Here is a 16,115-nt window from a genome sequence, read left to right on the forward strand (position 1 = left end):
GTGGCCGCGGAACCCTGTCGAGCTGATGTCGTGGACGATTCGGGCGGCCGTCTGATGCCGCGCACGACTCAGCTCGACACCGCCGCGCGCTGGCGCCGACGGCCCGGCGGGGGCTGGGCGGAGTCGCGGGCTCGTCGACCGCGCGCCGCCGGAGCGGGGGTGAGCCTCGTCTGCTCCGGAACTTTCGGTCCCGCGCGAGGGCGGGGCGATGTCTTCAAACAGTGGGTATCCGCTCCGCCCGGTCTGCCTCGCGGCGGCCGAGGACGAAATTACCCGGACGTCGGCCGTTGAGCTTCCGGATATGTTCCGATACGGTTCGCCATGGAAGTGCTTCGATCAACTCACGATGCCGGGCCGACGACCGCGGGGTCTCCGGGCGACCACCTCGCCGGTCCGAGCCGTGACGGGCAGTTGCCGAGGCCGCCTTCCTCCACCATCCGGTTCATCGAAAGGCTCTGCCATGGACAACATGCTCGCCCGTACCGGTGGGCGCCCGGCCCGCAGAGGGCCGCGCGTCGCGCTGGCGTCGGTCGTGGTCGGTCTCTCCGCCGTCGCCACCACGATGGCGATGGCGTCCGGCGCCAACGCCGGCACGACCCTGGGGGCGTCCGCCGCCGAGAAGGGGCGGTACTTCGGCACCGCGGTGGCCGCCAACAAGCTCTCCGACACCACGTACGTCGGGATCCTCAACCGGGAGTTCAACTCGGTGACCCCGGAGAACGAGATGAAGTGGGACGCGACGGAGCCGTCGCAGGGGCAGTTCTCGTTCACCAGCGCCGACCGGATCGTCAACCACGCCCGCGCCAACGGCATGCAGGTGCGCGGCCACGCCCTGGCCTGGCACTCCCAGCAGCCGGGGTGGGCGCAGAACCTCGCCGGCGGCGCGCTGCGTCAGGCGATGCTCAACCACGTCACCCAGGTGGCGACCTACTACCGGGGCAAGATCCATTCCTGGGACGTGGTGAACGAGGCGTTCGCCGACGGCGGCACCGGCGCGCGCCGTGACTCGAACCTCCAGCGGACCGGCGACGACTGGATCGAGGCGGCGTTCCGCGCAGCGCGGGCCGCCGACCCGACCGCGAAGCTGTGCTACAACGACTACAACACCGACGGGCAGAACGCGAAGAGCAACGCGGTGTACGCCATGGTGCAGGACTTCAAGGCCCGCGGCGTGCCGATCGACTGCGTCGGCTTCCAGTCGCACTTCAACAGCGCCTCGCCCGTGCCCGCGGACTACCAGGCCAACCTGCAACGCTTCGCCGACCTCGGGGTCGACGTGCAGATCACCGAGCTGGACATCGAGGGCTCGGGTCAGACGCAGGCCGACAACTACGGCCGGGTGGTGCGCGCCTGCCTCGCGGTTGCCCGCTGCACCGGGATCACCGTGTGGGGCATCCGGGACACCGACTCCTGGCGGGCCAGCGGCACCCCGCTGCTCTTCGACGGCAACGGCAACAAGAAGCCGGCCTACACCGCCACCCTCGACGCCCTGAACGGCGGCGCCACCCCGCCCCCGTCGACCCCGGCGCCGTCGACCCCGGCACCCAGCACCCCGCCGCCGTCCGGCGGCTGCTCCGCGACGGTGGCCCTGAACTCCTGGAACGGCGGCTTCGTCGCCACCGTACGGGTGACAGCCGGATCGTCGGGCACCGGCGGCTGGGCCGTCGCCGTCACCCTGCCGGGCGGCGCGACGGTCACCAACACGTGGAGCGCGCGCGCCACCGGCACCAGCGGCGCCGTGACGTTCCGCAACGTCGAGTACAACGGCCGGCTGGCCGCCGGGGCGACCACCGAGTTCGGCTTCCAGGGCACCGGAGCCGGACCGACCGCCGCCCCCACCTGCACCGCGAGCTGACCGCTCCGGCGGCCCGGCGCGGGACCGCTCCCGCGCCGGGCCGCCGGCGTCGCAACCCTTCCGGGGTCAGTCGTCGTCCGGCCGGATCACGCGCCACGCGATGACGGCCGCGACGGCCGTGATGGCCGCGGCGACGAGCGAGGCGGCCTGCATGGCGTGGGTGAAGGCCTCCTTCGCCGCGTGCGCGGCCGCGGAGTCGGGAGCCAGCACCGACAGGGCGGAGGCCAGGGAGTCGTGTACGGCGGCCCGGTCGGCGCCCGAGAGATCGGTGGGGACTCGGACCGCGCCGCGGTACAGCAGCGTGACGAGCGATCCGAGCACCGCGATGCCCAGCGCGACACCGAGTTCGTACGCGGTCTCGGAGATCGCCGAGGCCGCGCCCGCCTTGCGCGGCGGCACGGCGGAGACGACGGCGTCGGTCGTCGCGGTCTGCGCCAAACCGACGCCGAGGCCGACGGGGACCAGCGCGAGGGCCAGCCACACGAACCGGTCGGCCCCCTCCGCCGCGGCGACGAAGAGGAGGCCGACCGCGGTCAGCAGCAGGCCCCAGGCGATCGTCCGGCCCCGGCCCAGCCGCGCCATGGCCACCCCGACCAGGGCGACGACGCCGATCGACGCGAGGGTCGCGGGAAGCTCCGCGAGCCCGGCGCGCAGCGGGCCGAAGCCGCGGGCGAGCTGGAGGTACTGCGAGAAGAAGAAGAGCAGCCCGGTGAGGGCGAACACGGCGACGAAGTTGGCGAAGACCGCGCCGGAGAACGCCGGCGTACGGAAGAGGTCGACGTCGATGAGCGGGGCGGCGAGGCGCCGTTGCCGGCGGACGAAGGCCACGCCCGCGACCAGGCCCGTGAGGAGCGCGACGAGGCCCGGCAGGTCGATCCCGGCGGTCGTGGTGTGCTTGACGGCGTAGACGAGCGAGACGACGGCGGCCAGGGAGAGCGCCGCGGAGAGGAGGTCGAAGCGCCCGGGTTCCGGGTCCTTCGACTCGGGCAGCAGGAACGCGCCGGTCACGACGAGCACCAGCATGACGGGCACGTTGATCATGAAGACGGAGCCCCACCAGAAGCGCTCGAGCAGCACCCCGCCGACCAGCGGGCCGAGCGCGGCGCCGCCGCCGGCGGCGGCCGACCAGATGGCGATGGCCCGGGTGCGCTCGGCGGGGTCGGTGAAGATGTTCCGGATGATCGACAACGTGGAGGGCATCAGGGTGGCGCCCGCGACACCGAGCAGCAGGCGGGCGGCGATCAGCAGTTCCGCGCTGGTCGACAGCGCCGCGAGCAGCGACGCCAGACCGAACGCCACCGCGCCGCAGAGCAGGATCTTCTTGCGTCCGACCCGGTCGGCGAGGTTCCCCATTGTGACCAGCAGTCCGGCCAGGGCGAGCGAGTAGATGTCGCCGATCCAGAGCACCTGGGTGGCCGTCGGGGAGAGGGCCTCGGTCAGCGACGGGACCGCGAGGTAGAGCACGGTGCCGTCGACGGCCAGCAGCAGGATCGCGAGCACGAGGACGGAGAGTGCCGCCCAGCGGCGTCGAGGCGACAGTCCGCGGTGTGCGGCGCTCGTGGTGGTCATGGAGATACTGTACTGACCGGTCGGTACAGTTTATGGTGGTGGTGCGGGGCAGGGGAGGCGCGATGGGCAGGACGGCGGGTCGGTCGTCGGAGGAGACGCGCAGGCTGGTGCTGGAGACGGCCGCCACGGCGATCCGTACGCACGGGGTCTCGGTCTCCCTCGACGAGATCGCTCGCCGCGCCGGGGTGTCGAAGGGCGGGCTCATCTACCACTTTCCCAGCAAGGAGGCCCTCGTGTCGGCGCTCGCGCACGACATGCTGGACTCGTTCCGGGTCTCCGTGCGCGCCCACCTCGACCCGGCCGACGACGGCCCGGGACGGCTCACGCGCGCCTTCGTCCACGCCAGCCTGGAGCCTGGGATCCTGGAGAGCGACGCGCACGAGCGGGTCGCACTGATGGCGCAGCTCAACGCGTCCGCCGCCGCCGCCGGCCTCGCCGCCGCCGACTACCAGCGCTGGGAGCGTGACCTCGCCGCCGACGGCCTGCCGCCCGACGTCCTCGCCGTGGTGGTCGCCGCCGCCGACGGCGTGCTGGCGTCCCCGCTCTGGGGTGCCACCCTCGATCGCGCCCGGCTGGACCTGCTCCGCGCCAGCCTGCTGGCGATGATCGACGCGGCCGTCCCCCGCCCGCCCGCCGCACCGGAGGCGTGACCGCGGCGGGCCGCGGGAGCCCGGCGGGGCCGGGCCTGCGACGATGAGCTGGTGAAGATCCTTTCCATCCAGTCCTCGGTCGCCTACGGCCACGTGGGCAACTCGGCGGCCGTCTTTCCCCTCCAGCGGCTCGGGCACGAGGTCTGGCCGGTGCTGACGGTCCACTTCTCCAACCACACCGGGTACGGCGCGTGGCGCGGGCCGCTGCTGGCGCCGGCCGACGTGGCCGAGGTGATCACGGGCATCGCGGACCGCGGGGTCCTCGGCGGCGCCGACGCGGTGCTCTCGGGCTACCAGGGCGACCCGGCGATGGGCGCGGTCATCCTCGACGCGGTGAGCGCAGTCAAGGCGGCGAACCCCGCCGCGGTGTACTGCTGCGACCCGGTGATGGGCGACGCCGGTCGCGGGATGTTCGTCCGACCGGGCATCCCCGAGTACCTGCGTGACGTCGTCGTGCCGCGCGCGGACATCATCACGCCGAACCACTTCGAGCTGGACTTCCTCGCCGGCCGCACCACGGACTCGCTGACAGGGGTGCTGGAGGCGGTCGACGTGGTGCGCGAGACGGGGCCACGGCACGTCCTGGTCACCAGCGTGCTGCACGGTGACGTGCCGCAGGGGTCGCTGGAGGTGGTGGCCGTCTCGGACGCGGGTGCCTGGGCGGTGACCACGCCGCTGCTGCCGATCAGCCCGAACGGCGGCGGGGACGTCACCGCCGCCCTGTACCTCGCGCACCTGTGGACGACGGGATCGCCCGCGACGGCACTGGAACGCACCATCGCCAGCGTCTTCGCCGTGCTCGAGGCGACCCTCGCGGCGGGCACCCGGGAGATCCAGCTGGTCGCCGCCCAGGACGCGATCGCCGCGCCGCCGGCCAGGTTCGCCGCCCGCCGGCTGCGCTGATCCGATCCGCGCCGGGGCCGTACCCACCGGAGGCCCCGGCGCGGCGCCGGAACCAGCCGTACGTCAGGCCCGTCGTGCCGCCCGCCGGTCGCGGGTGGCGACCGGCGCCGGCGCCACCGGCACGGCGCGGCGCACCAGGGCGGCGACGGCGACGGTGGCCACCAGCGCCACCCCGGCCATCGACCAGAGCACGACGCGTAACCCGCCGGTGAAACCGGGGTCGGCGAGCCGGCCGGCCGTGGTGCTGGCGAGCACCGCGCCGACGACCGCGATGGCGACCGTCTCGCTGGCCAGCCGGGCGGTGTTGATCATCCCCGCGCCGGTCGCGGCCCGGGCCGGCGTGACGCTGCCGATGGCGAGCGCGTCGAGCAGCCCGATGGAGAGTCCCACCCCGACGCCGATGGTGAGCAGCGGCCCGGCCAGCGTGCCGGTACCGCTGTCCGGACCGATCACGGTGGCCCACGCCGCGCCGACGCCCACCACCGCCACCGACGCGACGATCACCGCCGGCGCCGGCACCAGCCGGGTCAGCGCCCCGCCGAGCAGCGGCAGCACCAGCGTCGGCGCGGTGAGCAGGATCAGTGTCGCCCCGGCCGTGGCGGGGCTGAGCCCGACCACCGTGGTCAGGTACGCGGGCAGGTAGACCAGCAGCGGCACGAGCACGGTGACGATGACGGCCGCCGCCAGGCAGATGCCGAGGAACCGTGGGCTGGCCAGCAGCGTCAGGTCGAACATCGGCTCGGCGCGGTGCCGCTCGACGCGTACGAACAGCACCAGCAGCGCCAGCGCGGCGGCGAACGCGGCGACGATGACGGGATCGTGCCAACCCTGCTCCGGACCCTGCACGAAGCCGAAGATCAGCAGCAGCAGCGCGGCGGTGAACGACACGGCGCCCGGCCAGTCGATCCGTCCGCCGTGCGGCTGGCGGGACTCGGGCAGCAGCGGCACCAGGGCCAGCACCACCAGCCCGGCCACCGCCGGGCCGGCGAACACCGCCCGCCAGCCGAAGGCGTCGACGAGCAGCCCGGCGATGGAGGGCCCGAACGCGAGGCCGACGCCGATGGTGGTGCCGAAGACGCTGAAGGCACGGGCCCGGGCCGGGCCGTGGAACGTGCCGGCGAGGATCGCCGAGGCGCTGGTGGCGGCGGCTGCCGCGCCGACGCCGGCCACCGCGCGGAGCACGTCGAGCAGGACGATGTCGTCGGCCACCGCGGCGAGCAGCCCCGACGCGGTGAAGATCGCGACGCCGATGGCGAAGACCCGGCGACGGCCGAACAGGTCGGCCAGCGTGCCGCTGGCGAGCATGAAGCTGGCGAAGGTGGCGTTGTAGCCGTTCACCACCCACTGCACCCCCGCCAGCCCGGCGTCCAGGTCGCGGCCGATGTCCGGCAACGCGACCGAGGCACCGGTCAACGACACCGGCAGCGTGAGGGTGGAGAGCAGGACAGCGACGAGCACGACAGCCGGATGATTGCGCACGGTTCCCCCGTTCGAACGCCCGCCCCGAGCGTAGTGATCGCGCCCGGCGCGGGGATCCGTTGCGGGACGGAGATCACGCCCGGCGTGCCGGGGCGGCGACCCGCCGCCTCACCCCGACCGGGCGCCCGCCGGGTCGGCGTTGTCGTCGTGACCGGCGAGGAGCGCTTCCGGGATGCGCATGCGCCACGCGTCCGTGACCAACTCCTCCAGGCGGTCGACGTCGACCTGCGCCAGCCGCAGCATGACCAGGGGCAGCCCGTCGTACGCGGCGGTGGTGAAGAATGCCTCCGGCTCGCCGAGGAGCAACGCCTGCTTCTCGGCCTCGTCGCCGACGTAGAGCACCGCGACGTCGGTGCGGATCAGCCGCGACGCCCCGGGCCTGCGCTCCGGATAGGACCAGACGAACCCCTTGTCGGCGACCCGGAAGTCGAAGCCGGCACTGTCGATCTCGACCACGTGCGGCAGCGCCAGCGCCAGGCGGCGGACGTCGTCGGCGTCAGCCATCGGGTTCGCGCCGGTGCTCCGCCTCCTGCATACCCGCAGACTAACCGCCGGGTGGGACGCGACTGCCGCCGACCGGTCACGAAACCGCTCGCACGGGGGCGGCGCATCGCCGCGCTGTGCCGATGCGCGACGTGCCGGGTCCGGACGGCCGGTAACGGACGGCGTGGGGGTGGTCCGGCCGGCCGGGACGCGCGGCACGGAAGGAAGGTGTCGGGGCGGCACCGCGCGGTGCCGCCCCGGGCGAGTCAGGCCACCGAGCAGGCGGCGCCGTTCAGGGTGAACGAGGACGGTCGCGTCGTGTCGCCGGTATGGGTGGCCTGGAAGCCGAGGGTGACCGACGCGCCGGGGGCCAGGGTGGCGTTGTGGCCGACGTCGCGGGCGGTGACCGCGCTGCCGGTGGCGGCGTACGTCGCGTTCCAGCCGTTGGTGATGCGCTGCCCGGCGGGGAGCGTGAAGGCCAGCGACCAGCCGTCCACGGTGCTGCCCCCGGTGTTGGTGATGGTCACCGAGGCGGTCAGCCCGCTGTTCCAGGCGCTGACCGTGTAACCCACCCGGCAGACCCCCGGTACGGGCGGGGGAGTGGTCGGCGGCGGGGTCGTCGGGGGTGGGGTCGTGGGCGGCGCCGAGGCGTCGAGCCCGAAGAAGCGGATCGCCTGCGCGGCGTCGACCGGCAGGTTGTGCGAGACGCCCTGCATGCTGATGGCCTCGACCGGCGCCATGGCGCCGCTGCCGCCGTAGCGGGTGCGGGTGTAGCCGGCCTGCGGGCTGTCGGTGTACGTCGGCGTCTGGCTCAGCCCGTGCACGTTCGTCCACTGCTTGACCTGCTCGCCGAAGTTCGGGTAGCGCAGCACCTCGTCGTTCGTGCCGTGCCAGGTCTGCATGCGCGGACGACGCCCGGTGTATCCCGGGTAGGCGTTGCGGACCAGGTCGCCCCACTCCTGCGGGGTCCTGGTGACCTGGCCGTTGGCGCACTCGCTGTTCCACTCGGAACCGTTGGTGGTGGCGAAGCAGCCGAACGGGACGCCGGAGAAGGCCGCCCCGGCGCGGAACACGTCGGGATAGAGCCCGAGCAGGACGTTGGTCATCATGGCGCCGGAGGAGATGCCGGTGGCGAAGATCCGTTCCGGGTCGACGGCGTACCGCTGCCGGACGTGGTCGACCATCGACTTGATGCCCACCGGGTCGCTTCCGCCGTCGCGGCGCAGCGCCTGCGGCGAGGAGACGTCGAAGCACTGGCTGCTGCGGGTCACCGAGGGGTAGACGACGATGTAGCCGTACCGGTCGGCCAGGGCGGCGAACTGGGTGCCGGAGTGCATCGCCGGACCGGTGCCGGTGCAGTAGTGCACCGCGACCAGCAGCCCCGGGCGGGGCGCGACGGCGTCCGGCACGTAGAGGTACATCCGCAGGTTGCTGGGGTTGGGGCCGAAGTTCGGCACCTCGGTCAGCGCCGCGGCGGACGCCGGCGGGGGGACCGCCGCCGCCATCGCGGTCAACGCGGCGGCGACGAAGGCGACGCCCCACAGTCTGATTCGGGATCTCATGGCTGGTTCCTCCGGGGGATGGCGGACAGGGGTGGCTCCGATCGAGGGCTGCCCGGCTGCCCGATCACGTCCGGCTCAGACATCGATCAGTGTCTGCTGGTGGCAGGGGTGTGGCAAGCGTGGTCGGGGTGGCGTGACCGGTCTCCGGGCTGGTCACGGTGTCAGGTGCTTCTCGAACCAGTGGTGCGCGTAGGGCTCCGCGTTGTACGCCTCGATCTCGCGGTAGCCGGCCGCCCGGTACATCGCGATCGCCTCGGTCAGGTTGCGGTTGGTGTCCAGCCGGACGGCGGTCCGGCCCCGCTCGGCCGCGTACCGCTCCAGTTCGCCGAGCAGGCGTCGCCCGACGCCGAGCCCTCGTACGCTGTCGGCGACCCAGACCCGCTTGATCTCGGCGGGCGCGCCGGGGTGGAGCTTGACCGCGCCGCAGCCCACCGGCTCGGCGTTGAGCGTGGCGAGCAGGAACACGCCCGACGGCGGGACGAGTTCCTCGTCGTGCACCGGATTGCTCCGGGCGGGGTCGAACCCCTCGTCGAAGCGCCGCGCGACCTCCCGTGCGTAGGCCCGTACGCAGGCCCGGGCCCGCGGGTCGCCGGGCGGGCAGGGCCCGATGACCACCATCGACGCGACGAGCAGCCGCTCGACCTCGGCCATGGCCGAGACGAGCCGCTCGCGGCGCGACCCGGTCAAGGGCGCCAGGATCGACCGGGCGAACGCCTCGGAGCGCTCGTCGAGTTCGGCCCACTCGGCGCGGCCGGCGTAGGTGAGCGAGGCGGTCCGCACCCGCCCGTCGCCGCCGGGTTGCGCCGAGGGGCCGACGGTGATCAGCCCGTCGCCCTCCAGGGCGCGCAGGAGGCGGCTGAGGTGACCCGAGTCCAGCCCGAGCCGGGCCCGCAGCGCCGCGACCTCGGCGCCGCCGGGGCCGATCTCCCACAGCAGGCGCGCCTGCGCGAGCGGGCGGGCGCGGGCCATGTACTCGTCGTCGAGCGCGCCCACCCGCTGCGTCACCGTCCGGTTGAACCGCCGCACGGCGGCGATGAGTTCCGAATCCATGACGCCTGACCTTAGTCAGGTATTGCCGGCGACCGTCAGCGCCTCGCCGCCGCGCCCGTGCCCGCCGCCGACCGGCCCGCCGCCGGCGGCGGGCGACCGGACGGTGGCACCGACGGCCCGGGGTGGCGCCGACCCGCGCCGCCACCCCGGCGTGCCCACCGGCCCGTGCTCAGGACGCGGTGCAGGAGCGCACCTGCGGCCGGTTCCAGTTGCCGTTGGCCATCGTGGTGAACCCGAAGACGTTGCCGCTGCCGTTGGACCTCATGGTCATGACGTCGCCGCTGCTGTCCCAGCTCGGCGTGCCGTTCCAGGTGGCGGAGACCTTCTGCGGCGCGGTCACCGCGACGACGACGGTCCAGTTCGTGGCACCGCTGACCGTCACCTCGCTGTTGAAGCGGTCGCCCCACCTCTGGCCGTCGCGCAGGGTGGCGGTGCAGCCGCCGCCCGGCGGCGGGGTCGTCGGCGGCGGGGTCGTCGTCGGCGGCGGCGTGGTCGGCGGCGTGGTTGTCGGCGGCGGCGTGGTCGGCGGGGGCGTGCCGCTGTTCAGGGCGGCGAGCACGGCGTCGTACGCGGGCTTCTTGTTGCCGCTGTTGTCGAACAGCAGCGGGCTGTCGGAGGCGCGCCAGGAGTCGCTGTCCCGGATCCCCCAGACGGTGATGCCGGTGCACCGGGGGACGGCGAGGCAGTCGTTGGCCACGTTGCGGTACGTGGTGGCCGAGGCCCCGGCGATGTCCAGCTCGGTGATCTGGACGTCCACCCCCAGCGCCGCGAAGTTCGACAGCGTCGTGCGGTAGTTGCCCGGGTAGGGCGAGCCGCTGTTGAAGTGCGACTGCAGGCCCACGCAGTCGATCGGCACGCCGCGCTGCTTGAAGTCGCGGACCATGTTGTACACGGCCTGGGTCTTGGCGTGGGTCCAGTCGTCGGTGTTGTAGTCGTTGTAGCAGAGCTTGGCGCCGGGGTCGGCGGCCCGGGCGGCCCGGAACGCGGCCTCGATCCAGTCGTTGCCGGTGCGCTGGAGGTTGGAGTCGCGCCGCGCGCCGCTGCCGCCGTCGGCGAACGCCTCGTTCACCACGTCCCAGGCCACGACCTGGCCACGGAAGTGCGTGGCCACCTGCGTGACGTGGTTGAGCATCGCCTGGCGCAGCGCGCTGCCGCTCATGTTCTGCATCCAGCCGGGCTGCTGGGAGTGCCAGGCCAGGGTGTGGCCCCGCACGCTCATGCCCCGGCTGCGCGCGTGGCTCACGATCCGGTCCGCGTCGCCGTAGGTGAACCTGCCCTGCTGCGGTTCCGTGGCGTCGATCTTCATCTCGTTCTCGGGCGTCACCGAGTTGAACTCGCGGTTCAGGATCGTCACGTAGGTGTTGTCGCTGAGCTTGTTGGCGGCCACGGCGGTGCCGAAGTATCGACCGCGCTCCGCCGCGGACGCGCCCAGCGTGGTCCCGGCGCTCGCCGCGTCGGGCAGCACCGTGGCGCCGGTCGCGGCGAGCAGGCCCGCGGCCACGAGGGCCAGGGCCGCGCGGGTGCGGGGGCGCGATCTGGGCCGGGTGTCCCGGTGGCGCCTCTCGATCATCCTTGCTCCTTCCGGGGGCCGGCGGGCGCCGTCGGGCGCGGGCCGGGGTGGTGGGGTGTGCCGGACCGGGGCCGCTCAGCCGGGGCCCGCCGGAGGGGCCGCGGGCACAAGGTAATCGACCCTGATGGATGGAAAGTATGTCAGCGCCGAGCGCGGACAGGCAAGAATTTCCGGAAAAGTTTCGGTAGCGCATTGGCGGAGCGAATGGGTATCTCAGCAGGCTGCGCGGTTCCGTTGCGACGGCGACGACCATTCCGGGGCAAGTGGACGATCATCTACACCCGACTTCCGACCGTACTTTCCGGGGGTCTTCCGTAAGTCGCCGGGCGGCGTCGTACGCGCCCGGTGCGGGGACGGCGCCCGGCGACGACTACCCCGGCCGCCTGCGGGTAAGCCGGCCGTCCGACCGGGGGAGGAGGGGGCGTGGGACGAGGCTTCGTGAACTGGTCCGGCAGCCTGTCGTTCACCCCCGCCGAGTACGCCGAGCCCGCCGACGAGGACGAGGTGCGGGCGCTGGTGCGGCGTGCCCGGGAGCAGGGCGCGACGCTGCGGCCGGTCGGATCCGGGCACTCGTCCAGTCCGCTGGTGCGCACGGACGGGATCCTCGCCAGCCTCGACCGTCTCGCCGGGGTGATCGCGCAGGAGGGCGGGCTCGCCACGGTCGGCGCCGGCACCAAGCTCAGGGCGCTGGGCGAGGGCCTGTACGACGCGGGACTGGCGATGGACAACCTCGGGGACGTGGACTACCAGTCGATCGCCGGAGCGACCGCCACCGGCACGCACGGCACCGGCCGCGGCTTCGGCAACCTCTCCACGCAGGTGGCCGGCGTCCGGCTGGTCACCGGCACCGGCGAGACGGTGGACGTCAGCGCGGAGCACAACCCGGAGCTGCTGCCGGCGGCCCGGCTCTCCCTGGGCGCTCTCGGCGTGGTCACCCGGGTCACGCTGGCCGTGCAGCCCCGCTACCAGTTGCACCGCCGCTCCTGGTGCGCGCCCGTCGCCTGGACCCTGGACCACCTGGCCGAGTTGCAGCACACCAACCGGAACATGGACTTCTACTGGTATCCCCGCAGCGACCTGACCCAGGTCCGGGTCATGAACCGGGTCGACCAGCAGCCGGACGAGCGGGTGTGGCACGCCCCGCGGGTGCCGGGCTTCGCCGCCGTGGACGAACCCCGCGAGGTCCACGTGGCCCCCACCCACCGGGTCATCCCCCGGCACCGGGAGCTGCGGTTCGAGGAGATCGAGTACATGCTCCCGGTGGAGGCGTTCGCGGCGTGCTTCGCGGAGGTGCGGCGACGGATCAGGCAACGGCACCGACGGGTGGCCGGCTGGCGGGTGCTCGTGCGCAGCATCGCGGCCGACGACATCTGGCTCAGCAACGCCTACGGCCGTCCGACCGTGACCATCGCCTGCCTGCAGAACACCTCCCTGCCGTACGAGGAGTACTTCCGGGACATGGAGGCGGTCTTCCGGCAGTACGGCGGCCGGCCGCACTGGGGCAAGAAGCACTGGTTGACGGCCCGTGAGCTGCGTCCGCTCTACCCCCGCTGGGACGACTTCCAGTCGTTGCGTCGCCGACTGGACCCGGACGGGGTGTTTCTCACCCCGGACCTGGCCCGGCTGCTGGAGGAGGCGTGATGGCGCAGATCGGTGCGCGGACGTGGGTCGTCCCGGGCGGGCACGTGCCGTTCCCCGGCCACGGCCCCGAACCGGAGTTCACCGGCTTCGACCAGCTCTGCGTACTCAACGCCACCGACCAGGAGGCCGAACTCAGCCTGGACGTCTACTACGAGGACGCGGAGCCCGTCGGGCCGTACCGGATCCTGGTCGGCGCGCGCCGGATCCGGCACGTGCGGGTCAACGACCTGATCGACCCGGAGGCGATCCGCCTCGGCCGTCCCTACGGCTGCCTGCTGCGCTCGCCGGTGCCGGTGGTGGTGCAGTTCCTGCGCCAGGACACCCGGCTGCCCGGCGTCCTCGCGCTGACCGGCGTCATGGCCCATCCCGCCTGACGTTCGGCGCCCGGCGGGTTGGGTAACCCCGGCCATGCGGATCGCGGGGGACCCAGCGGCGGCGGAGGCGGACTCCCGGCTGCGCCGCACCGGCCGGGAAGCCTACCGGCGACTGCAGACGCACCTCCTCCTCGCGGTGCAGGCCGGCCTCGCCGCGGCCCTGGCGTGGGTGGCGGCCCGCGAGGTGCTGGGCAACCAGGACTCGACCTTCGCCCCGGCCGCCGCGGTCGGTGTGATCGCCGCGGCCATCGGCAACCGCACCCGCCGCACCGTCGAGCTGATCGCCGGGGTGGTGCTCGGCATCGCCGTGGGCGACGTGCTGATCGGCCTGCTGGGCACCGGGGCGTGGCAGACCGGTGTCATCGTCTTCCTGGCGATCGCCGTGGCGGTCCTGTTCCGCGGCGGCGGAGCCCTGATGTCCCAGGCCGGCGGTACGGGCGTGCTGGTGGCGACCCTCACCCCGAACAATCCCCACCTGGAACTGCCCCGGACCATCAACGCGCTGGTCGGCGGGGCGGTGGGCCTGCTGGTCGTCCTCGTCATCGTGCCGTTGAACCCGTTGCGGACCGTGCGTCGCGTGGCCGACTCCGCACTGGACGTCTTCGCCCGCCAGATGAGCGCGTCGGCGCGGGCGCTGGCCCTCGGCGACGCCCACGCGGCCGAGGAGGTGCTGGACCGGATGCGCTCCGCCGAGCCGGAACTCGACCGGCTCCGCGAGGCCGTCGAGGCCGCCAGCGAGGTGGCCCGGTTCTCGCCGCTGCGCTGGCGCCGCCGCCGGGCGGTCAGGGCCTACCGGGGCGGCGTGGAGCACATGGAACGGGCCTTCCGCAACAGCCGTACCCTGGTCCGCCGGATCGGCACCACCCTGCGCGACGACGAGCCGGTGCCGCCCGGCCTGCCCGCCGCCGTCGAGCGCTACGGCGAGGCGATCCGGATGCTGCACCGCGAGTTCCTGGCCGCCCGCGAGCCCGTCGGTGCGCGCGAGCGGGTGCTGGCGGCGGTGCGGGAGGCCGGCGAGGCGTGCCGTCAGGACATGGGATTCTCCGGCACCATCGTCGTGTCCCAGCTGCGGACCATCGCCAACGACCTGCTCCGCGCCACGGGCGTCCCCCGCGACGAGGCACGTCGGCTGGTCCGCCGGGCCGCCGCCGGGCAGACGTGAGGTCGGTCCCGCACCCGTCACGCCACGGCGGCTCCCGGGACCCGTGGGCGGTGGGGCTGCGGCCGGCTCACGCCGAGCCGACGAACTGGCTCACGTGGTAGGCGGTGCTGCGGTTGTCGGGCGTCCTGGTCCACTTGGAGACCATCAGGTGCAGGTCGTTGGCCCGCCGGCTGGACCACGGGTGGATGAACCCGCCGTAGAGCCCGGGCTCCTGCCACCCGGTGACCTGGATCTTCTCGGAAGTCCAGACGCGGTCCGGTCCGTCGGCCGTGCGGGTGACGATGCACCCGATGGCGACGTTCAGGTACGACATCACCCACGTCCCGTCGGCGAGCCGCCGCACCGACGGCTCGCCGAAGCGGCCGGTCAGGATGGGCGTGCACGGCCGCCCCCAGCCCCAGTTGGCGCCGTTGTAGCCCCAGCCCTCGTACGACTCGGGGAAGAAGAGGCGGTCCCAGCGGACGCGGCGCAGCATCATCGGGCCGTCCTGACGACCGGCGCGCACCGAGAAGACGTACACCCAGTCCCCGTCGCGCTGCATCGTCCACATCTGGAACGGGTCCGTGTTGGTGCCGTTGTTCCACCACTTCAGCGGCGTACGGACGAAGTCGTTGCCGTTGTCGCTGTAGGCCAGGCCGGCGTAGCGCGACCTCCAGTCCGGCCCGGCCGGGCCGGCGGAGTGCCAGTTCTCGATGCTCATGTACGACACCAGCTGGCGGCCGGTCTCCGGGAAGGCGATGCCGTCGTTGGGGATGACGGTCACCTCCCGCAGGCCGTCGATGCCGACGCCGTGGTGGCCGTTGTGCATCAGCTCCGGGGCCCGCCCGTTGCCGGCGACGCGGGCGGCGCTGTCGAAGACGATCCCGCCGGGCGCGCCGGGGTGCACGTTGGAACGCAGCATCACCGGTGAGCGCCAGTCGTTGGGCAGCGGCGGACCCTCCGGCCAGGGGGTGTCGAAGGTGTCGCCGAAGAGGTAGCCGATGGAGCCGTTCTCCAGCACGTACGGGATGCCGAGATCCGTGCCCGCGACCCGCCAGCGGTGGTTCGTGTCGAGGTCGGCGCCGGTGAGGCGCTTCTTCCAGGTGGCGGCCCGGGCCGGGCCGGGGGCCACGGCCGGCGCGACGGCGGCGGCCACGCCGGCCGCGGCGAGACTGCCGAACAGCGTGCGGCGGGTGATGGTCATGCGGTCCTCCCTCACGACGGGTTCCCGGAGGTCAGGGACCTGCGGTGCCGGGCCCGGTGCCGGCCCATCGAGCGGCACACGTCGATGTAAGGCTGGAAACTACGACCCGCCGGTGTGCGTCGTCAAGGATCGCCGGCCGGATCTCCGGGTGCGAACGAGCCGCGCGGGGTGGCGCGCGACAATCTTCTGGGAGGGTGTCCATCCGGCGGCTCCCCGTTCGTCGTGATGGCGTACGGCGGTCCTGGCCGTACCCGAGGGTGCGACGACACGAGGGAGTCCGATCATGAAGTACATGTTGCTCATCAACGCCGGTGCGGTCGGCGAGGAGGGCGGGGCCGCCGGCTGCGACGTCGGCGACTGGATGGCGTACGACAAGCAGGTGAGGGAGGCGGGGATCCTGGTCTCGGGAGAGTCGCTGGCGGACCTGGTCACCGCCACGACGGTGCGCGTCGGCGAGGACGGCAGGCGGACCGTCACCGACGGGCCGTTCGCCGAGACCCGCGAGATCCTCGGCGGCTTCTACGTGATCGACGTGCCCGATCTCGACGTCGCGCTCGACTGGGCGGCGCGCTGCCCCGGCGCGCGCGGCGGCGGCTCGGTCGTGGTCCGGCCGGTCGCGGACTTCGAGGGCTGA

14 protein-coding genes are annotated in these 16,115 nt (G+C 73.4%); 7 read left to right on the forward strand and 7 right to left on the reverse strand.

Annotated features, from left to right (window positions below; all coding sequences use genetic code 11):
- Positions 1-460 precede the first annotated feature (460 nt).
- Positions 461-1,855 (forward strand): endo-1,4-beta-xylanase, encoded by a 1,395-nt coding sequence (locus V6V16_RS21640; RefSeq protein WP_334564756.1) that lies wholly within the window; start codon positions 461-463, stop codon positions 1,853-1,855.
- Between the two features lie 66 nt (positions 1,856-1,921).
- Here the strand turns inward: V6V16_RS21640 and V6V16_RS21645 are convergent, their stop codons facing one another.
- Positions 1,922-3,424 carry an MFS transporter gene (locus V6V16_RS21645; protein ID WP_334564757.1) on the reverse strand — a complete coding sequence of 501 codons (1,503 nt, stop codon included), beginning with the start codon at positions 3,422-3,424 and terminating at the stop codon, positions 1,922-1,924.
- Between the two features lie 62 nt (positions 3,425-3,486).
- Between V6V16_RS21645 and V6V16_RS21650 the strand changes: the two genes are divergently transcribed.
- Together V6V16_RS21650 and pdxY are read left to right on the forward strand one after the other, a co-directional pair.
- Positions 3,487-4,074, forward strand: coding sequence for a TetR/AcrR family transcriptional regulator (locus V6V16_RS21650; RefSeq protein ID WP_334564758.1), 588 nt, complete (start codon positions 3,487-3,489; stop codon positions 4,072-4,074).
- A gap of 51 nt (positions 4,075-4,125) precedes the next feature.
- A complete protein-coding gene (gene pdxY / locus V6V16_RS21655) occupies positions 4,126-4,977 on the forward strand; it encodes a pyridoxal kinase PdxY (protein WP_334564760.1) in 852 nt (283 codons plus the stop codon).
- Positions 4,978-5,040: 63 nt separating this feature from the next.
- Here the strand turns inward: pdxY and V6V16_RS21660 are convergent, their stop codons facing one another.
- The 5 genes from V6V16_RS21660 to V6V16_RS21680 all read right to left on the reverse strand — a co-directional run bounded on the left by V6V16_RS21660 (position 5,041) and on the right by V6V16_RS21680 (position 11,121).
- Positions 5,041-6,456 (reverse strand): MFS transporter, encoded by a 1,416-nt coding sequence (locus V6V16_RS21660; RefSeq protein WP_334564761.1) that lies wholly within the window; start codon positions 6,454-6,456, stop codon positions 5,041-5,043.
- A 108-nt stretch (positions 6,457-6,564) separates the two neighbouring features.
- A complete protein-coding gene (locus V6V16_RS21665) occupies positions 6,565-6,960 on the reverse strand; it encodes an MmcQ/YjbR family DNA-binding protein (RefSeq protein WP_334564762.1) in 396 nt (131 codons plus the stop codon).
- A 245-nt stretch (positions 6,961-7,205) separates the two neighbouring features.
- Positions 7,206-8,501 carry an extracellular catalytic domain type 1 short-chain-length polyhydroxyalkanoate depolymerase gene (locus V6V16_RS21670; RefSeq protein ID WP_334564763.1) on the reverse strand — a complete coding sequence of 432 codons (1,296 nt, stop codon included), beginning with the start codon at positions 8,499-8,501 and terminating at the stop codon, positions 7,206-7,208.
- Between the two features lie 153 nt (positions 8,502-8,654).
- Complete coding sequence (locus V6V16_RS21675) at positions 8,655-9,551, reverse strand: helix-turn-helix domain-containing GNAT family N-acetyltransferase (RefSeq protein ID WP_334564764.1); 897 nt, start codon at positions 9,549-9,551, stop codon at positions 8,655-8,657.
- Between the two features lie 169 nt (positions 9,552-9,720).
- Positions 9,721-11,121: an endo-1,4-beta-xylanase gene (locus V6V16_RS21680; protein WP_334564765.1), complete on the reverse strand. Its 1,401-nt coding sequence runs from the start codon at positions 11,119-11,121 to the stop codon at positions 9,721-9,723.
- A gap of 423 nt (positions 11,122-11,544) precedes the next feature.
- Between V6V16_RS21680 and V6V16_RS21685 the strand changes: the two genes are divergently transcribed.
- Genes V6V16_RS21685 through V6V16_RS21695 form a run of 3 tightly spaced genes read left to right on the forward strand, consistent with a single transcriptional unit; the run spans position 11,545 to position 14,298 of the window.
- Complete coding sequence (locus tag V6V16_RS21685; protein ID WP_334564766.1) at positions 11,545-12,762, forward strand: D-arabinono-1,4-lactone oxidase; 1,218 nt, start codon at positions 11,545-11,547, stop codon at positions 12,760-12,762.
- Positions 12,762-13,136 (forward strand): sensory rhodopsin transducer, encoded by a 375-nt coding sequence (locus tag V6V16_RS21690; protein WP_334564768.1) that lies wholly within the window; start codon positions 12,762-12,764, stop codon positions 13,134-13,136. Before V6V16_RS21685 ends, V6V16_RS21690 begins: the two co-directional genes overlap by 1 nt.
- Before the next feature lie 34 nt (positions 13,137-13,170).
- Positions 13,171-14,298: an FUSC family protein gene (locus V6V16_RS21695; protein WP_334564770.1), complete on the forward strand. Its 1,128-nt coding sequence runs from the start codon at positions 13,171-13,173 to the stop codon at positions 14,296-14,298.
- Between the two features lie 67 nt (positions 14,299-14,365).
- On the opposite strand, the gene V6V16_RS21700 is transcribed toward V6V16_RS21695, so the two are convergent.
- Positions 14,366-15,481: a DUF4185 domain-containing protein gene (locus V6V16_RS21700; RefSeq protein ID WP_334564771.1), complete on the reverse strand. Its 1,116-nt coding sequence runs from the start codon at positions 15,479-15,481 to the stop codon at positions 14,366-14,368.
- A 283-nt stretch (positions 15,482-15,764) separates the two neighbouring features.
- On the opposite strand from V6V16_RS21700, the gene V6V16_RS21705 reads away from it, so the two are divergent.
- Positions 15,765-16,115 (forward strand): YciI family protein, encoded by a 351-nt coding sequence (locus V6V16_RS21705; protein ID WP_334564772.1) that lies wholly within the window; start codon positions 15,765-15,767, stop codon positions 16,113-16,115.

It is taken from the genome of Micromonospora sp. CPCC 205561, assembly GCF_036906775.1.
GTDB lineage: Bacteria > Actinomycetota > Actinomycetes > Mycobacteriales > Micromonosporaceae > Micromonospora.

Excerpts from the sequence above, each read along its gene's own strand:
- V6V16_RS21640 (WP_334564756.1), top strand. The coding sequence starts at position 461 with ATGGACAACATGCTCGCCCGTACCGGTGGGCGCCCGGCCCGCAGAGGG.
- V6V16_RS21690 (WP_334564768.1), top strand. The coding sequence starts at position 12,762 with ATGGCGCAGATCGGTGCGCGGACGTGGGTCGTCCCGGGCGGGCACGTG.
- V6V16_RS21645 (WP_334564757.1), bottom strand. The coding sequence starts at position 3,424 with ATGACCACCACGAGCGCCGCACACCGCGGACTGTCGCCTCGACGCCGC.
- V6V16_RS21700 (WP_334564771.1), bottom strand. The coding sequence starts at position 15,481 with ATGACCATCACCCGCCGCACGCTGTTCGGCAGTCTCGCCGCGGCCGGC.
- V6V16_RS21650 (WP_334564758.1), top strand. The coding sequence starts at position 3,487 with ATGGGCAGGACGGCGGGTCGGTCGTCGGAGGAGACGCGCAGGCTGGTG.
- V6V16_RS21675 (WP_334564764.1), bottom strand. The coding sequence starts at position 9,551 with ATGGATTCGGAACTCATCGCCGCCGTGCGGCGGTTCAACCGGACGGTG.
- V6V16_RS21695 (WP_334564770.1), top strand. The coding sequence starts at position 13,171 with ATGCGGATCGCGGGGGACCCAGCGGCGGCGGAGGCGGACTCCCGGCTG.
- V6V16_RS21665 (WP_334564762.1), bottom strand. The coding sequence starts at position 6,960 with ATGGCTGACGCCGACGACGTCCGCCGCCTGGCGCTGGCGCTGCCGCAC.
- V6V16_RS21670 (WP_334564763.1), bottom strand. The coding sequence starts at position 8,501 with ATGAGATCCCGAATCAGACTGTGGGGCGTCGCCTTCGTCGCCGCCGCG.
- V6V16_RS21680 (WP_334564765.1), bottom strand. The coding sequence starts at position 11,121 with ATGATCGAGAGGCGCCACCGGGACACCCGGCCCAGATCGCGCCCCCGC.
- V6V16_RS21705 (WP_334564772.1), top strand. The coding sequence starts at position 15,765 with ATGAAGTACATGTTGCTCATCAACGCCGGTGCGGTCGGCGAGGAGGGC.